General features: G+C 68.5%; 15 protein-coding genes and 1 pseudogene. 7 read left to right on the top strand and 9 right to left on the bottom strand.

The features are described from left to right. Window position 1: 1 nt before the first annotated feature. Together ABEA43_RS48890 and ABEA43_RS48885 are read right to left on the bottom strand one after the other, a co-directional pair. Window positions 2–1,090 (bottom strand): hypothetical protein, encoded by a 1,089-nt coding sequence (locus tag ABEA43_RS48890; protein WP_345572955.1) that lies wholly within the window; start codon window positions 1,088–1,090, stop codon window positions 2–4. A 430-nt stretch (window positions 1,091–1,520) separates the two neighbouring features. Beyond that, window positions 1,521–1,979 (bottom strand): hypothetical protein, encoded by a 459-nt coding sequence (locus tag ABEA43_RS48885; protein WP_345572954.1) that lies wholly within the window; start codon window positions 1,977–1,979, stop codon window positions 1,521–1,523. Between the two features lie 451 nt (window positions 1,980–2,430). Here ABEA43_RS48885 and ABEA43_RS48880 point away from each other — a divergent pair, with 451 nt between their 5' ends. The 4 genes from ABEA43_RS48880 (at window position 2,431) to ABEA43_RS48865 (ending at window position 6,534) form a co-directional block, all read left to right on the top strand. Then, window positions 2,431–3,636: a sensor histidine kinase gene (locus ABEA43_RS48880; protein WP_345572953.1), complete on the top strand. Its 1,206-nt coding sequence runs from the start codon at window positions 2,431–2,433 to the stop codon at window positions 3,634–3,636. 321 nt (window positions 3,637–3,957) lie between these two features. After that, entirely contained in the window at window positions 3,958–4,533 is a 576-nt protein-coding gene (locus ABEA43_RS48875) for an RNA polymerase sigma factor (RefSeq protein WP_345572952.1), read from the top strand. Continuing rightward, window positions 4,526–5,704, top strand: coding sequence for a CU044_5270 family protein (locus tag ABEA43_RS48870; protein ID WP_345572951.1), 1,179 nt, complete (start codon window positions 4,526–4,528; stop codon window positions 5,702–5,704). Before ABEA43_RS48875 ends, ABEA43_RS48870 begins: the two co-directional genes overlap by 8 nt. Window positions 5,705–5,721: 17 nt before the next feature. Next, window positions 5,722–6,534, top strand: a complete 813-nt coding sequence (locus ABEA43_RS48865; protein WP_345572950.1) for a CDP-alcohol phosphatidyltransferase family protein — start codon at window positions 5,722–5,724, stop codon at window positions 6,532–6,534. 175 nt (window positions 6,535–6,709) lie between these two features. Here the strand turns inward: ABEA43_RS48865 and ABEA43_RS48860 are convergent, their stop codons facing one another. From ABEA43_RS48860 to ABEA43_RS48845, 4 genes are all read right to left on the bottom strand, one after another. After that, window positions 6,710–7,120: a sensor histidine kinase gene (locus tag ABEA43_RS48860; protein WP_345572949.1), complete on the bottom strand. Its 411-nt coding sequence runs from the start codon at window positions 7,118–7,120 to the stop codon at window positions 6,710–6,712. After that, complete coding sequence (locus ABEA43_RS48855) at window positions 7,117–7,965, bottom strand: histidine kinase dimerization/phospho-acceptor domain-containing protein (RefSeq protein ID WP_345572948.1); 849 nt, start codon at window positions 7,963–7,965, stop codon at window positions 7,117–7,119. Before ABEA43_RS48855 ends, ABEA43_RS48860 begins: the two co-directional genes overlap by 4 nt. After that, a complete protein-coding gene (locus ABEA43_RS48850) occupies window positions 7,965–8,243 on the bottom strand; it encodes a winged helix-turn-helix domain-containing protein (RefSeq protein WP_425570542.1) in 279 nt (92 codons plus the stop codon). The genes ABEA43_RS48855 and ABEA43_RS48850 overlap by 1 nt, the downstream gene beginning before the upstream one ends. Before the next feature lie 320 nt (window positions 8,244–8,563). Then, window positions 8,564–9,199 carry a TetR/AcrR family transcriptional regulator C-terminal domain-containing protein gene (locus ABEA43_RS48845; RefSeq protein ID WP_345572947.1) on the bottom strand — a complete coding sequence of 212 codons (636 nt, stop codon included), beginning with the start codon at window positions 9,197–9,199 and terminating at the stop codon, window positions 8,564–8,566. 200 nt (window positions 9,200–9,399) lie between these two features. Between ABEA43_RS48845 and ABEA43_RS48840 the strand changes: the two genes are divergently transcribed. After that, window positions 9,400–10,590 (top strand): FAD-dependent monooxygenase, encoded by a 1,191-nt coding sequence (locus ABEA43_RS48840; protein ID WP_345572946.1) that lies wholly within the window; start codon window positions 9,400–9,402, stop codon window positions 10,588–10,590. A gap of 98 nt (window positions 10,591–10,688) precedes the next feature. Here the strand turns inward: ABEA43_RS48840 and ABEA43_RS48835 are convergent. After that, window positions 10,689–10,982: pseudogene (locus tag ABEA43_RS48835) on the bottom strand (alpha/beta hydrolase); the annotation flags it as partial. Window positions 10,983–11,612: 630 nt separating this feature from the next. Beyond that, entirely contained in the window at window positions 11,613–12,077 is a 465-nt protein-coding gene (locus ABEA43_RS48830; protein ID WP_345572945.1) for a tetratricopeptide repeat protein, read from the bottom strand. A 541-nt stretch (window positions 12,078–12,618) separates the two neighbouring features. Here ABEA43_RS48830 and ABEA43_RS48825 point away from each other — a divergent pair. Further along, entirely contained in the window at window positions 12,619–13,140 is a 522-nt protein-coding gene (locus ABEA43_RS48825) for a GyrI-like domain-containing protein (protein ID WP_345572944.1), read from the top strand. Between the two features lie 101 nt (window positions 13,141–13,241). Here ABEA43_RS48825 and ABEA43_RS48820 read toward each other — a convergent pair whose 3' ends face one another. Further along, complete coding sequence (locus ABEA43_RS48820; RefSeq protein WP_345572943.1) at window positions 13,242–14,732, bottom strand: serine/threonine-protein kinase; 1,491 nt, start codon at window positions 14,730–14,732, stop codon at window positions 13,242–13,244. A gap of 124 nt (window positions 14,733–14,856) precedes the next feature. On the opposite strand from ABEA43_RS48820, the gene ABEA43_RS48815 reads away from it, so the two are divergent. Next, window positions 14,857–15,669, top strand: coding sequence for an alpha/beta hydrolase family protein (locus tag ABEA43_RS48815; RefSeq protein WP_345572942.1), 813 nt, complete (start codon window positions 14,857–14,859; stop codon window positions 15,667–15,669). The last annotated feature ends 100 nt before the right edge of the window (window positions 15,670–15,769 follow it).

Below are 15,769 nucleotides of genomic sequence, written 5' to 3'. Positions count from 1 at the left end.
CTCAGCCGGTGTAGTCGGTGGTATGGCTGGCAGAACCGGTCGGCCAAAGATATTTGCCGTTGTCGGCCGTTGAGTAGGTTTGGTTGCCGTCGCCCGCGCGGGCTTGGATGAGGTTGCCGCGCCAGGTGGAGCCGCGGGCTGTTCCGCCCCAGATGTTGCCGTACAGGAAGCCGTACAGCTGCTCGAGTTCGGCCGAGAAGATGTTGCCGGTGACGGTGATGTTGGTGGCGTTGTTGACGACGCCGATGCTCAGCGCATAACCCCAGCCGGAGACATAGTTGTCCGTGACAGAGATGTGGTCGTAGACACCGCTGCCCTGCAGGGCCAGGCCGTTGGTGTTGCCCAGGGAGGCCAGGGTGTTGTGGTGAACGATCATGGGGCCGCCGTCGCCTTCGCTCTGCGGGCCTATGCCGTCATGGTGGTAGACGTCATGTGACGTATCGGCCATGTCGTGGATGTAGTTGTTCGTCCAGGTCGACGGGCGTCCGGGGAATCCCGTCACCATGATCATCCCGGCGTTGCCCCAGATGTCGTTGTGGTCCATGACGGCGACGGCTTCCTTCATCGTCGTCGCCAGCTGCCAGGACTTGTCGAACGGAGTGCCCGGCTTGGTAGGGGATGACGAGACGGTGCCGTCGTTTCCGGGAGGCATCGAGTAGGAGTTCGGCTTGAACGTCGAGTACAGGAACTTGATGTTGTTGTCCGAGTAGATCTGGACGAGGTTGTCGTTGGGATTGGTGCCCTCGAACGAGCAGCCGACGAATGTGAGATTGTCGCCGTAGATAATTACCTTCAGCGCCAGGAAGCGTTTGAAGGAGATGACGCTGTTATCCGGAAATTCGAGTCTCAATGGCTTGCTGGCGCTCATGTTCGGCGCATAGTCGGTGAGTTGGCCTGGGTACGCGCCCAGGCCCAGGCCGCCGGCGTTGGCCGGAGTGTTGGCATAGCCGGGGTTCGAGAAGTCCGGCCAATATCCGGAGCCGTCGTTGGGCCGTGCCTCCACAGCCGATAAGCTGTCGGTCGATTCACGTGTCTGGGACTCGGCGCTCGCGGTGACGCCTGCGGTGAGGGCGGACGCGATCAACGCCATGGCGACGGCGGCGGAGACGTAACTCCCAAGGGATGTCTTTATGTCATTCTCCAGTCTCGTCGATTCAAATCTCATGATGTCGGGCTGACGAAAACGTCTGAATTTTGTTCAGCCAGGACTTCGCGAATCGGGGAGGATGCACGTTACGGGGACGTTATCAATCTTCGCCAGAGATCGTCAATTCATGATCAGTGATCGGTGGGTCGCGCATGGTGACGAGAAGTGTAAAAGTCGGTCAGCATGTTGTGTCACTAGCCTCGGTGATTTCTTCGGTCATCTCGAAGTAGTCGGCTGCACGCCGGATTGTAGATGGGGTGGCCTGGAGTGCCGACTGCCCGACGGCGCCGCCAGGATGTGGGACCGGTGGACGCCGCCGGGCGCTTCGAGCACAGGGCGCGCGGGCCGAACCCGTCGTGCCCGGCCTAATGCCTTATTCGGCCTTCAGGCAGATGACCTTGAAGGTTTCGGCCTTGTCGCCCTCGGTCGGGGCCGCCAGGTTGGGCGCGTCCGACGGGGTGGTCAGGCTGGGTGCGCCGGATGGGGTGGTCAGGTTGGGTGCGCCGGTCGGAGGCGTCGGAGTCTCATCGGACCCTTCCTCCTTGATGATCACGTCACCGGTCCTGTTTCCGGTCGTCTCGTCTCCGGTCGTCTCGTCCGAGCCGAAGTGCTTGACCTCACCGTCGGGCGAGATCATAACGCCCTTCTTGAAGCCCTCCTGTGCGCCCTCCGGCAGCGCGGGGGGATTCTCGACGGTCTTGCCGTCAGCCGATGTGCAGGTCACCTTCGTGCCAGCGGTGGGGGAGTGGTCGTCGGCCATCGCGGAGCCGCCCAGGCCGGCGATGGCGCATACGGCGACCGCGCCGAGCACCGCGAGACGTCGTTTGTACATGGAATCTCCTCGCTAAAGATAATGCTGTGGTCAGCCGACCCCCCTGTTTTAACGGTTGGGCGGTTTCGGGAACGTATCGCCGATTCATCAGGCGATAGAGGATGGGCGCTGGAGTGGTTGCGTCCGTACCGGGCGCTGCTGCCTATAAACACAGGTGGCCATTGACGCCAGCGTGAAATCCGTTGACCGCGTCCATTCCGAAGCTGCCACGATGCCCGCCGGCCGGCAGGTCAGCACGTGCGCGCGGATGCGGGGTTCGAGTCGTTGGAAGACCGGGCGCAGGAGCAACTCCGACTTCATCTCCTGCTCGGTAACGCCAAGTAAACAGCGGCTGCGGCATGGTCGGAGGACACACACAGGAGGATGGAATGCAGGTCCTGTCGACAGCAGAAGGGTTCAGGCTGACCGCCGCGACAGTCACGTTGGTGCGGACTGTGATGGTCCGGCTTCCATGAGGCGCCCACCGTTCGGCATACCTCGCCTCACGCTGCGAGCCCGGCTCACTCTGGTGTACGGAGCGTTGTTCGTGGCCGCCGGCCTGGCTCTGCTCACGGTCACGTACCTGCTGTTCAACCGGCAGTTGTCGCAGTTGTTCGTCTCCCGCTATGGCGCGTCCAGCGGCGGACCGGCGATGCTGTCCATCTTCATGCCCGGCGGGTATGTGATGCAGGGCTCGGACGCGCTGCGCTGGGTGCAGGCGCAGGAGGCCGAGCTGCGTGAGGCGGCCGTGACGTCGTTGGTCACTCAGGGGGCCGTCGCCTTGGGCGCGGTCGGCCTCCTCGCCGCCGCGCTGGGCTGGGCGGTGGCCGGGCGGATGCTCGCCCCGTTGCGCCTGGTGACGGCGACCGCGCGGCGCATCGCCGCAGCCCCGGCCGCAGACCGTGGCCTGCACGAGCGGATCGGGCTGCGGGGGCCGGTGGACGAGGTCAAGGAGCTGGCCGGCGCGTTCGACACCATGGTGGAGCGGCTCGGCCACGCCTTCAACGGCCAACGCAGGTTCGTGGCCCATGCCTCCGACGAGTTGCGTACGCCGCTGACGCTCAACCGGGCCTTGATCGAGCGGGCCATGCACCGCCGGACGGCCTCGCCCGACGTCAAGCAGCTCGGCGCGAGCCTGCTGGAGATCAACGCGCGGCACGAGCGGCTCATCTCCGGGCTGCTGCTGCTCGCCCGGGCCGATCACGAGGTGGGAGATCGGTCACCGGTCGAGCTGGCCGAGGTCGTGAGCCACGTGGTGGGGCAGACGGCTGCGGAGGCCGAGCAGGCAGGCGTCACCGTGCATGAGTCGGCCTTCCCCGCGCAGACCGCAGGCGATGCGATGCTGCTCGAACGCCTGGTGCACAACCTGGTCGAGAACGGCATCCGGCATGACACCGGCGACGGCAGCGGCTGGGTGCGGGTCGCCAGCCGTACCTTGTTCGATGGGGGGACCGAGGTGGAGGTATCCAACAGCGGCCCCGCAGTCGCGTCATATGAGATTCCGGCGCTGTTCAAGCCGTTTCACCGGCTCGGTGCGGAACGCGTGATCACCGGCCGCAGCGTCGGCCTGGGCCTGTCGATCGTCCGATCGGTGGCGCGGGCGCACGGCGGCGACGTCACCGCCCGGCCGCGCCAGGGCGGCGGGCTCGTCGTCATCGTTACGCTCCCACGTACGTGAGTGCCTCTTGCCCGCCCGCCGGAAGCCGTCCTGCCGTTCAGGCGGCGCCGGGGGGCGAAGAAGTGCGTCGGGCCCGGAACCCCGTGGTCAGCGCGCCGGCCGAAGCTGGCTCAGCTGGAGTCTTGGTCTACTTCTGCGTGGTCTTGGCCTCGGGTTCTTCCGCGGAGCAGCGGGTGGCTGGTCCGTTTGGCGATGCCTGCTGCTGTGCGGGGCGTGGGGGAAATTTCGTGAAAAGTGCGAAGGGGATCGGTGCTTCGGCGGAATAGAGGTGTAGCCCAAAGAAGGGACAGCTTACGCATGGCCGCACCTCCGGATGTGCCGGTGGCAGCCGATGACGCCGCGCTCATTGAGCGGTCGTGGCACCACCCGGACGCGTTCGCCGTGCTCTACGACCGCTACTTCGATGAGATACACCGGTACGTCTCCGGGCGGCTCGGCACGCAGGTCGCCGACGATCTGGCGGCTGAGACGTTCCTGGTGGCGTTCAGGAAGCGGCAGACGTTCGACCCGGCGCGAGGGGCCGTGCGTCCCTGGCTGTACGGGATCGCGACCAACCTGCTCGCCCAGCACAAGCGGAGCGAGACCCGCAGGTTGGAGGCGTTTCGGCGGACGCCCGCCGGCGAGGTGGCGGACGGCGGGTACGAGGACCGGGTGACGACGCGCATGGCCGCCGCGAGCGCACGGGGGCGGCTCGCGAAGGCGCTCAAACGGCTGTCCGCCGGTGATCGTGACGCGCTCTTTCTCGTCGCGCTCGCCGAGCTCAGTTATGAGGAGGTCGCGCAGACGCTCGGCATTCCGTACGGGACCGTCGGATCTCGGCTCAACAGGGTGCGAAAGAAGCTCCGCCGGGCTCTGGGCGGCGTCAACCCGATGATCGGAGGAGATGTCGATGGGTGAGATCGACAGGCGTCCGGATGAGCTGGCAGCCGTGCGTGAGCTCCTCAAGGCGTCGGGGCCTACGGCGGACGTGGTCCACTCGGGGCGAGCCAGTTTGCTGGCTGAGCTGGCCACCGCCACCACAACCGTCAGTGCTTTCCCCGAAGAGGAGCCGAAGCGCGAGCTCCGGCTGGGCGCGATGAAGCGGCAGCGGCCGATGCGGTGGGCCTTCGTGCGGAACGGGCTGGCAGGCGCGGCCGCCGCCGTGGCGCTGGCGCTGGCCGTGGGCGTCCCGTCCGGCTCGCTGGCGCGGCTCTCGCCCGATCCCACCGTGGCTCCCTCAAGGGGGCCGGAAGCTCGGCAGATCCTGCTGGCCGCCGCCGGTGCCACGGCCAAGGCGCCCTCGGACGGCGCGTACTGGCGGACCAGCGTGGTCACCGGTCAGCTGATCCTCTCGCCCGACCGCCGGTACGTCATCAAGCGCGAGTCCGCTCGCGAAACGTGGCTGACCAGGCGGTACGGCGTACAGGACCGGTGGAGCGGAAGGTACCTCGGCGCGAGCCCGGCCACGATGGAGGACGAGGCGGCGTGGCGGGCCGCGGGGCAGCCGACCGCCTGGCAGTACCCGGCGGACGTGACGGGACTGGGCAAGGTGGCTCCGAAGGCGCTGGTCGGGGCGGCGCCGGGGGAGGCGAGGAGCGGGCCGCATCGGGTCAGGTGGCGCGACGCCGGCGGCATCTTGACCAAGCAGCTCATCGACTGGAAGGCCCTGAGAACGATCCCGACCGACCCCACGGCGCTGCGCGCGTTCCTCGTGACGCACATCGCTCGGGAGAAAGGCGCATATGTCGGGCGGGAGATGGAGGCCGAGCTGCGCGCGACCTGCCTGGAGCTCATCACCGCGCTGCCGGTGAGGCCGGAGGTGCGCTCCGCGGCGTACCAGATCCTGGCCTCGATTCCCGGCATGCGGCCGGAGGGCGCGGTCACCGACCCCCTCGGCCGCATGGGGCAGGGCCTCAGTTACCAGAACGGGCTCGACGACGAGCGGCTGGTGATCGACCCGGAGAGCGGGCTGCCGCTGGCCGCGGAGACGAGGAGCAGGGCCACGACCGACGACGGCCGCGAGGTGCAAATCGGCTATTTCACTGCATATAAGCAAATCGGGTGGACTGACGAAGGGCCTATGAAGTGATGTTCACGCTGGAAGAGGTGCGTACGCAGACATTCAAGTCCCGCGACGCCTGGTGGACGGTGTTCCTGGTGGATCCCCTGGCCGGTCGGCTGGTGGTCGGCCTGGCGAACCGTACCGCCATCACCCCCAACCAGATCACCTGGGGCGCTTTCCTGCTGGGCCTCGGCTCGGCGGGCTGCTTCCTCATGGGCGAGCCGTTATGGCTGGTCGCCGGGGCGCTCATGTACCACCTGAGCTTCGTCCTGGACTGTGTGGACGGCAAGATCGCCCGCCTCAAGGGCACCGGCACCGTGCTGGGCGGCTGGCTCGACTACGTCTTCGACCGGATCCGCGTGCTCACGTGCGCGCTGGCGCTCATGTGGGGCCAGTTCCAGTACACGGGAGAGGCGTTCTACCTCGTCCTCGGCGTCCTGGTGGTCTTCCTCGACATGCTCAGGTACGTGGACGCGCTCCAGCTCGCCAAGGTACGCCGCCAGATGCGTCGTCAGCTGAACGAGGCGATCGAGGAGGCCACCGGTGTCGCCCCCGTCCTGTCGGAGGAGCCGGAGGTGGACCTTCAGCAGGACTTCCGTACGCGTTTCCCCTGGTACATCCGGGTACGCGACTGGCTGCGCGACCACCGGGTCAGAGCGCACCTGGTCAGCGGGATCGAGTTCCAGATGGCGGTGTTCATCGTCGGCCCGCTCACCGGGGCGATCGTGCTCGTTACGCTGGGCGCGGCGGCGATGCTGCTGGTGTTCGAGGCGGCGATCATGTTCAAGCTCTGGCTGTCGTCGCGGGACTTCACCCGCGAGCTGGTCAGGATCCGCTCGACGCCTGTACGCCTGTGAAAGCGCACGCACGCCTGTGAAAGCGCTCGCACGACCGTGAAAGCGCTCGCCCACGCTGCCGGCGAGGGCCCGTTGAGATCGGCGAGCCTTCGGACGTGGCGGACCTCAAAATTCGTCCGGGCTTCGCAGAGCGCGCCGAGACGGAGGCGCAGAGCGCCGTTTCCATCTATGACAGTCATCGGTGGTCGCGATGGCGGCCGGTGATGCCGCGGGCGGGTGGGAAAGTGACGGTGATGGTCAGGCCGCCCTCGGCTCTGGGGGTGGCGGTGACGGTGGCGTCGTGGGCGGTGGCGATGGCCTGGACGATGGACAGGCCGAGTCCCAGGCCGTCTGGGCGGGCGGTGCGGGCGGTGCCGTGGCGTTGGAAGGGCTGGAAGAGGCGTTCCACGGTGTCCGGCGCGACCAGGGGACCCGGGTTGCTGACCGTGAGTACGGCGCAGCCGTGGTCGGCGCGGGTTTCCACCTCCACCCAGCCGGGCGCGGTGTTGTAACAGAGCGCGTTGTCGACCAGGTTGGCGATCAGGCGTTCGGCGAGGGGACGGTGCCCGGCCGTCAGGGCGGTGCCGAGAGAGGGGCGGATCGTCACGTCCCGCCGGTGGGCTTCGGCATGGCGGGCTTCGACGATTTCCTCGGTGAGCTGGGCCAGGTCGAAGGCATGGCGGACCTCGATGCCCGCGTGCCCGCGTGCCCGCGGGACAGGGTGAGCAGCGCCTCGATGAGGCGTTCCTGGTGGGCTCCGGTGGCGAGGATCTGCTCGTGAGCCTCGCGCAGCGACTGCGTGCTGGCCATGGGGTCGGACAGGGCGACCTGGCCGAGTGCCCGCTGACGGGTCAGCGGGGTGCGGAGCTCGTGGGAGGCGTTGGCGACGAACTGTCGCTGCGCCTGGAAGGACGCTTCCAGGCGGGACAGCAGGCCGTCGATGGTGTCTCCGAGCGCTTTGAGCTCATCGGCGGGGCCGTCCAGGGTCAGGCGCCGGTGCAGGTCGGTCGCCGAGATGTCCTGGGCGGTGGCGATGATCGTACGAAGTCTGCTCAGGACGCGTCCGGCGATGATCCAGCCGAGCGCGACGGAGAGCACCGACATGAGGGCGAGCGCGATCCCGGAATTGATCAGGAGCTGGTGCAGAGCCTCGGCCCGCTGGTGTTCCAGGGCCTGCTGCAGCTCGGCCGGGAGCAGTTGCACGGCGCCGGACTTGCCGGGCGGCATGTTCAGAGGGGGCGCGGAGACGTCGCCGGGCGAGGAGGAGATGAAGCTCGTGGCCATGGAGCCGCTGACCGCCTGCCGCATCAGTGCGTAGGTGATGGCGAGCAGGACGGTGCCGGAGACCAGGAACAGGCTTCCGTACAGGAGCGTCAGCCGCAGCCGTACGGTGTGGCGGGGCAGGCGGCCGGCGAGCCGCGTGACGAGGGGAAAGGGAGCCGTCACAGCCATCAGATGCGGTATCCGTGCTTGGCCACCGTCTCGATGATCGGCGGGTCACCGAGCTTGGTCCTGAGTCTGCTGACGGTGATCTTGACGGCGTTCGTGAACGGGTCGGCGCTTTCGTCCCAGACCCGTTCGAGGAGCTCCTCGGCGGAGACCACCCGTCCTTTGGCGGCCAGCAGCAGCTCCAGCACGCCGAACTCCTTCGGGGCCAGGTCCAGCGGCCGGTCCCCCTTGCTGACCCGGCGCCGCGCGGTGTCGAGCGCGAGATCTCCGTGGCACAGCACCGGAGGAAGCCGTCGAGCGCCACGTCCACGGCCATCTGGGCCCTGCGCAGCCCCGTGGCCACCGTCTGCGCGGTCACCTCGTCGTCCTCCACCACGAGAACGCGCACCGGCAACTCCTTTCGTTACGGACACACCACCGCAGCCAGCATCCCGCAACACCGGTTTCGACGACGTTTCGTCCGCAGGCGAAGGCCGATGAAACGATGGCCGGCCTGCCCCCGCGCTCCAGGATTCCTGGCCGGTGGCGGACAAGCTCGAATACGCCGATTGCATGCGGGACAACGGCGTGCCGAGCTTCCCCGACCCTCGTCGGAGGACCGTCAGCGCAACTGAGCGGCCAGCCCGTCGAGAACGACGCCGAGCTGCCGTTCGAACCTCCGGTCGCCGTCGTCGCGCAGGTGCCCGGCGGCCTTGACCAACTCGGCGCCTTCACCCAGCCACGCGTCGCGCCCGGCGAGCGAGTACCGGGCCGGGTCGGCGTCGGCGGACTGGCTGCGCTCCTGCTCCTCGATCACGAAACCGACCACGAAGGCGGTGACCACGTCGACGACGTCGTCCGCCTCGGCCAGTGAGAACCCGGCCGCCGTCAAGCGCCCGAGCCAGGACTCCTTCGACTTCACCACCTCGGGGTCGGAGAAGCGGGTGCCGCTGAAGATGCGCGCTCCGTCCCGGTGGCGCAGGTACTCCGAGCGCAGGACACGGGCGTAGGCGGCCACGTCGGCACGCCAGCCGGCGCCGGGAGCGATCCCCGAGAGGGCGTGGGTGACACGGCGCATGACGAACGTGCTCATCTCGTCGAGCAGCTCCTGCTTGTTGCGGACGTGCCAGTAGAGCGCGGGGGCTCCCACGCCGAGCCGGGAAGCAAGCGCACGGACGGTGAGAGCGTCCATGCCCTTCTCGTTGAGCACCTCGAGTGCCGCCGCCACGATCCGCTCCCGCGTGATGCCCTTCGCCACAGTTGACACCTTAACAAAGTTCAGGCACGGTGGTGACGTCAAAAACGAACTTAGTTCAGGAGCGTGTCATGCGTGCTGCGGTCGTCATCACCCATGAATCGACACCTGTCTGCGCGGACGTGCCGTACACCGGCCACCCGCTCAGCCGGGCTGGCGTCCCAGGCTGACCGGACCTCACTCGAAAGAAGGGAAACGGCATCATGCAGAAACGCGCATTGGTCGTCGGGCTCGGGATCGCCGGCATGTCCGCGGCGATCGGGCTGCGACAGGCAGGCTGGCAGCCGGTCATCGTCGAACGGGCCCCGGAACGTCGAACGGGCGGCTACTTCGTCGGCCTCATGCCGGAGGGCAGGCAGGCCGCCGCCGACCTCGGGATCGCCGGTCACCTGCACCTCCGCAACCCGCCCGACGGCGGGAAGGCGTGGTCGCTGACCCGGCGTGGGACCCGTGAGCCGGGCTTGGGATTCCTGCACCAGCCGGGCGATCCCGCGGCGGTGGTCCGCGGGGACATCGAAGCCGCCCTCTGGCAAGGCATCCGCGGGGACGGCACAAGCGAGCCCATCGCCGTGCGGTTCGCGACGAGACCCGTCGAGATCGACGACACCGGTGCCGACGTGCGCGTGCTGCTCGAAGATGCCGGCACCGGCGCGTGGTACCGCGAAAGCTTCGACCTGGTCGTCGGCGCCGACGGACTGCGTTCGAACGTGCGCCGCACGGTCTTCGGCCCGGACGAGCACTACATGACCGCGTGGGACGCGATCATCTGCGCGTTCCAGCTCCAGGAACAAGTGCCGACTTTCCAGGAGGCGGACAGCATCATCAGCGCCCGCGAGGGCCGTGGGGCATGGGTGTTCGGGTTCGCCGACCGGCCCCCGACCGCCCTGCTGACCTATCGGACCGAGGACGTCCAAGGACAGTTCACCGGATCCAGGATCGAGCGGCTGCGCACGGCGTTCTCCGATATGGACGACCCCGTGGTACGGCACGCCCTGAGCTCCCTGGAGCAGACGCCGGATTTCCTGTTCGACTCGGTTCACCAGGTGAAGATGTCCCGGTGGAGCAGAGGAAAGGTCGTTCTCGTGGGCGATGCGGCGTGGTGCCTGAATCTCTACTCGGGAATGGGCGCCAGCTCCGCCCTCCGAGGTGGCGCCGAGCTCGGCCGGGCACTGCGGGAGCACCCCGACGACCTCGACGCCGCGCTGACCGCCTGGGAGTCACGGCTGCGCCCGTCCATCACCAGGCATCAGCGAATCGCCCGGGTGAAGCAGCAGTTGTTCGTGCCGTCGAACCGTCCCGCCGAAGCCCTCCGCTCAGTGGTCCTGCGCCTCGCGTCCGCAGCGCGAGAGCGCAGGTCGGCGAAGGCCCGTACCGCGAAAGCGAGCGCATCGTGACCGCGGGCACGCGGCACCGGGGTGGCCACCCGCAACCTCCGTGCGCTGGAAGACCAGGGTTCGTCGGCGCCGGACGGTACGGCGGGACAGCGGGCGCCCGGCCGGGGAAGGGCGAGCGAGATCAGGTAGCGGTCGACGGCGCCGGTCACGCAGGGGCCCCGGTGGTGGACCGAGTGGCCCCACCCCTCGTAGGTGAGCAGGACGGCCCGCTCTTTGAGCTGGCGGCTCACGCCGGTCGCCCAGGCGTACCCGGTGGCGGGGTCGTGCAAGGCGTTGACGAGGAGCAGCCGGGCGCTGCCCCGGACGCGCAGCCGGTGCTGCGGATTGGCGACCGGGCCCGGGTGGCCCAGGCAGATGGCGGCGAAGTTCACCGCCAGGGTCGAGTACCGCATGTCCGGGGCGATCTTCCTCGTCCGGCGCTCATGCGCCGCCCATTCGCGGTAGGAGGGGACGGGTAGCGACCCGTCCTGGCAGATGATGGCCTGTGCCGGGAACGGCGTCTCCTGCTGGGTCTTCACAGCGCCCCCGGAGCCGCCCGGCCCGCCGGGGTTGATCACCAAAGATCCGATACGTGCGTCCGGGCGGGTGGCCTTTCGGCGGGCCAGCGCCACCTGGATGGTGGCGCCATCGCGTTCAGCCCAATCGACCGGAACCGAAAGGGCGCCGCATTCCACGGCGGGATCCTCCGGGCAGGGACTCCAGGTCACGGCCGCTGGAAGGGCGGTGGCCTCAGCCACCGCAGGAGCGGCCAAGGTGAGCGCCATCCCGAGTGCTACCGTTCTGACCACTGTTTTGATCATGAGATCAAGTTTTGCCGGGACGATGCCGGCATTCATCGGCCGGAGGAGCCAACTGCGGCTGGGAACGAAGGCCTAGGTCGTGTTCGGATGGGGACCGGGCTCCCACCATGACAGCGAGCCGTCATCTCTGAGCGGGTGTCCGAGCCCCAGCCCCCCGGTCCACCCCTGTCGGCGGCCCGGCGGAGGCGATGGTCACGGGCAACCTGCTGCCTGGGCTCGCGGTCAGACGGTCTCATCCAACTGTTCGGCCACCCGTTCCAGGCCATCCTTGATGAGCTGCCCGTACTCGTCGTCGCCCAGTGCGCCGATCCCGTCCCGCGCCTGCTGGAGGTGCTCACGGGCACGGTCGAGATCGCCCAGTTTGCGATAGCACTCGCTCAAGTTCAGGTGCAACGACGGATACAGGGCCGCCACCGAAAGCGGCACTCCGGCTTGGGCCACCCGCTCATCGGTGATCAGGCCGACGGCGGCGAGCGCCCGCAGATCCCACATCAGCTCCTGGTCCACGTCGTCCTGCACATCGGCCATCGAGTGGGCGAGGACACAAACATGCAGCGGGTCGCCTTGCTCGCCGCCGATGTCGTCCCAGATCTGCGCGAACAACTCGCGAGCGGCCTCACGCTGACCTTGGTGGTGATGCAACTCCACCCCTTGGCCGATCCGGGCCATCGTGGGGTCGGCGGTCATGAGCGGCTCCTTCACGGTCGCAGGCGATCGCGGTCAGTCTCCTTGCCTGATGCGGCTTAACGATCTTAGCCAGTCCTCAAAGGCCGCTGTCCTCGTTGAGCAGGCAGGCGAAGTCCTTGGTCGGCTGCTCAGGGGGAGGGCTGCTGCCCGTTCTCCACCAGCCACGAGTCCGGCACCGCCCAGGCCGTCGATCGTGGTGCCGTTCTCGAACGGCTCGCCGGGCGGCCGGGTCCGGCTGACCCACGCCGGCTCCGGATGGACGGCCCGGATCACGAACCCGGCCGCCCCCGGGGTTCGTCGCACTGCGCGCCAAGGTCACGGACGTGGCGGGTGATCACATGCACCCGGGCGTACGCCATCGGGTGACGGATCCGCCGGCCGCCCGGGCGCAAGTCTCCCACGCGGCCGGCCGTTCCGGCTGGACTCTCCCCCACGGGGAGACCCCAGGCTGGGGGCATGGTGGTCGCCGAACCAGCGCGACGCGTGGCGGCGGACCCGTCAGGCGTCGGCGGGGCCATCTGATGATTCCTTTGGAGGAACAATGACACCGCGATTGATCCACTGCGCCCCCGTCACCTGCATCAACGTCACCGGTCTGGGCGAGCCCGGCGGGAGCGAGCACGTCTCGGCGATCGGCGCCCTGTACGCCGTGGCCTCCGCCATGGGCGGCCCCGCGGGGCCGCTGGAGGGCCGTTGGTGGGTGGAGGACACCTCTCGCCCCCCGCTGGAGGTGCCGCGCGATCAGTGGCGGTGGCATCTGCTGCTGCCGCTGCCCGGCATGCCCGCGCCGGGGGCGGCCGAGGCGGCGCGTGAGCAGGCACGCGCTTCCGGCGCGGCCGTCGACCGCGTCCAGGTTGTCACCTTCACCGAGGGCGAGTGCGTGGAGCTGCTCCACGAGGGGCCCTACAGCGAGGAGAAGGCGTCGCTCGACGTGATGGAGGCGTTCATGGCCGAGCACGGTCTGGTACGCAACGGGCTGCACCACGAGATCTACTTGACCGATTTCACCGATCCTGAGCCCAGGACGATGCTCAGGCAGCCGGTGGCGCGCGCTGCCAAGTAACCGGCCAACGCCAAGACGACCGTGTTGCTGGCTCGGCGGATGGCTGGCCAGGATCGATGATCCCGGCCATCGCAAGCTCCTGGAGCCCCGATGTCGTGGCGTCAGCGCTGCCAGACTGTCAGATCCATGGTGATGTAATCACTGGCGTCCTCGGATATCTTCGTCACCTTGACGAGACCGATCGTGTTCTCGGCGTAGACGCACACCAGCCTGCCCTTGGCCTCGTCGGCGTCGTAGGCGGTCAGGTACTTGGTGTTGTCGACGCACGCCTGGTAGGTGCCGGTCTGTCCTGGTTCGAGCACGGCCATCTTGTCCGCCTCGAGACCGATGGCGCCGTAGCTGACGTCCCCGTCGTTGCCCTCCTTCGGGTGGGTGGGGTCGTCGGTGAAGTTGACCGAGTAGTACTGGGTCACATTGATGCCCTTGTACGTGCCGAGCAGCGTGCCCGCCTTCGCTCCGGTCACCGAGCCCTCCGTCGCCGTGCCTTCGGGGCTCGGCGTGGTCTCGGCGGAGGCATCGGTGGTGGGCCTGCTCTCGGGCGCCTGTTCGGTGACCGTGACGGTCGCGGCGGGCTGAGCGAGCGGAGTGCCGCTGGCGGGGTCCTGGCTGAGCAGTACGGCTGTGGCCGCGCCCGCGATCAGCGCAGCGCCCATGGCGGCGCTCGCCACGACTCCGAGCCCGAACGTCCTGCGTGCGCGAGCCGGGGGAGGAAAGGGCGGGGCCGCGTAGCCGGGCAAAGAATGCGTGAGCTCCGGGGGCAGCCACTGCGGCCCCGTCTGCGCGTACCGTTCGAGCTCGGTCACCAGGGCGCGTGGCGTCGGCCGGTGCGCCGGGTCCTTGGCCAGGCAGCGGGCGATCACATCGCGCAACTCTGGCGGGCAGCCGTCGAGCCGAGGCTCGTCGTGCACCACGCGGTAGAGCACCGCCGGGTCGGGGCCCTCGCCGAACGGGGTGCGGCCGGTCGCCGCGAACAGCGCCAGACCGCCGAGCGCGAACACGTCGACCGGCGGCGCGGCCGGGTACCCGAGCGCCTGCTCGGGAGCCATGAACAGCGGCGTGCCGATGCGGATGCCGGTGCCGGTCAGCGGGGTCGCGTCGACGGCCTTGGCGATGCCGAAGTCGATGACGCGGGGGCCGTCGGGGGACAGCAGCACGTTCGACGGTTTGAGGTCGCGGTGGACCACCTGAACGCCATGGATGGCCTGCAGCGCCTCGGCCACCCCGCAGACCATGGTCAGCACCGTGCGGGGAGGGAGCGGGCCGTGCCGGCTGACGGCCTTGTCGAGCGAGGGCCCGGGGACGTAGGCGGTGGCCAGCCAGGGCGTCCTGGACTGAGGATCGGCGTCGACGACGGGCGCGGTGTAGAGACTCTGCACCCGCTCGACCGCGGAGACCTCCTGCTGGAACCGCCGCCGGAACTCCGGATCCCCGGTGAACTCGGCGCGGATCACTTTGACGGCCAGGCGCCTGCCGCTCTGGGTGCGGGCGAGGTAGACCTGGCCCATCCCGCCCGCCCCCAGCCGCGCCACCAGGCGATATCCGCCGATCTCGGGAGGGTCGTCAGGAGCGAGGGGCGTGAAGGGAGGATTCACGATCGCACTTTACCAGTTCACTAAATCCGCGACGGAATCTCATTCATTCATTTCACGAGAGAAGATAATCAATTAATGCGACGAATTAATGTCCCTCTTTGGGCGTTTTGCGATCCGCGAAGCCATGAGCGGCTTTTCAGCTGCGCCCGCCTGCTCGCCGGGCTTACACGACGCCTCCGTTGACGCGGATGTTCTGCCCGGTCACCCAGCTCGCCTGCGGAGAGGCGAGGAAGGCGACGACCTCGCCTCCAAGGGCTACGTCGTCGCCCTCGTGGATCACGCCTACGAGTCGTTCGGCACGACCTTCCCCGGCGGCCGCACCCTGACCTGCGTCGCATGCGGGACGGTGGAGAAGGAACTGATGGCCAAGGCCGCGGTCAACCGGGCAGCCGATCTGTCCTTCGTCATCGACCGGCTGACCCACCCCGTACGTTCGGCACCCTCGTGGAAGCACTGGCGGATGATCGACCCGCGCCTGGTCGGTGCCGCCGGCCACTCGCTCGGCGGCAACGCCGCAGCGAGCGTCATGGCCACCGACCGGCGCGTCCGCGCCGGGGTGAACCTGGACGGCTCGTTCTTCGCCCCGGTCCCGGTCTCCGGCCTCGGCAAACGGCCGTTCCTCGTGCTCGGCACCAAGGCCCAGCACTCGCCCGGCTCCGCCGACACCACCTGGCCGCGGGACTGGCGACGCCTGGACGGCTGGAAGCGCTGGCTGACCGTGGCCGACTCCGGCCACTTCACCTTCATCGACCTGCCCATCCTGGGCGGGCAGGCCGGGATCATCGACCCTGCCGCGCCGCTGTCGGGCAAGCGGCCGGGCGAGATCACCACGGCGTACGTGGGCGCCTTCTTCGACCAGCACCTCCACGGCGAGCACCAGCCCCTGCTGAACGGCCCGTCTCCCGCCAACCCGGAAGTGACCTTCCAGAACCCCTGAGACCGGCCGTAGCCCGCCCGAGTATCGGTGAGCGGGGAACTACGGCATGGCGAGGTTCAGGACGGGTGCCTGGTGGCCACCGTCACCGAACCCGGCGGCA

This window comes from Nonomuraea rosea (genome assembly GCF_039539705.1).
Lineage (GTDB): Bacteria > Actinomycetota > Actinomycetes > Streptosporangiales > Streptosporangiaceae > Nonomuraea > Nonomuraea rosea.
This window is presented reverse-complemented; position numbering and strand designations above follow the sequence as displayed.

Bases quoted from the DNA above. Each gene is read 5' to 3' on its own strand.
- ABEA43_RS48890 (WP_345572955.1), bottom strand. From the start codon at position 1,090: ATGGCGTTGATCGCGTCCGCCCTCACCGCAGGCGTCACCGCGAGCGCC.
- ABEA43_RS48885 (WP_345572954.1), bottom strand. From the start codon at position 1,979: ATGTACAAACGACGTCTCGCGGTGCTCGGCGCGGTCGCCGTATGCGCC.
- ABEA43_RS48880 (WP_345572953.1), top strand. From the start codon at position 2,431: ATGAGGCGCCCACCGTTCGGCATACCTCGCCTCACGCTGCGAGCCCGG.
- ABEA43_RS48870 (WP_345572951.1), top strand. From the start codon at position 4,526: ATGGGTGAGATCGACAGGCGTCCGGATGAGCTGGCAGCCGTGCGTGAG.
- ABEA43_RS48855 (WP_345572948.1), bottom strand. From the start codon at position 7,965: ATGGCTGTGACGGCTCCCTTTCCCCTCGTCACGCGGCTCGCCGGCCGC.
- ABEA43_RS48840 (WP_345572946.1), top strand. From the start codon at position 9,400: ATGCAGAAACGCGCATTGGTCGTCGGGCTCGGGATCGCCGGCATGTCC.
- ABEA43_RS48830 (WP_345572945.1), bottom strand. From the start codon at position 12,077: ATGACCGCCGACCCCACGATGGCCCGGATCGGCCAAGGGGTGGAGTTG.
- ABEA43_RS48825 (WP_345572944.1), top strand. From the start codon at position 12,619: ATGACACCGCGATTGATCCACTGCGCCCCCGTCACCTGCATCAACGTC.
- ABEA43_RS48815 (WP_345572942.1), top strand. From the start codon at position 14,857: ATGAGCGGCTTTTCAGCTGCGCCCGCCTGCTCGCCGGGCTTACACGAC.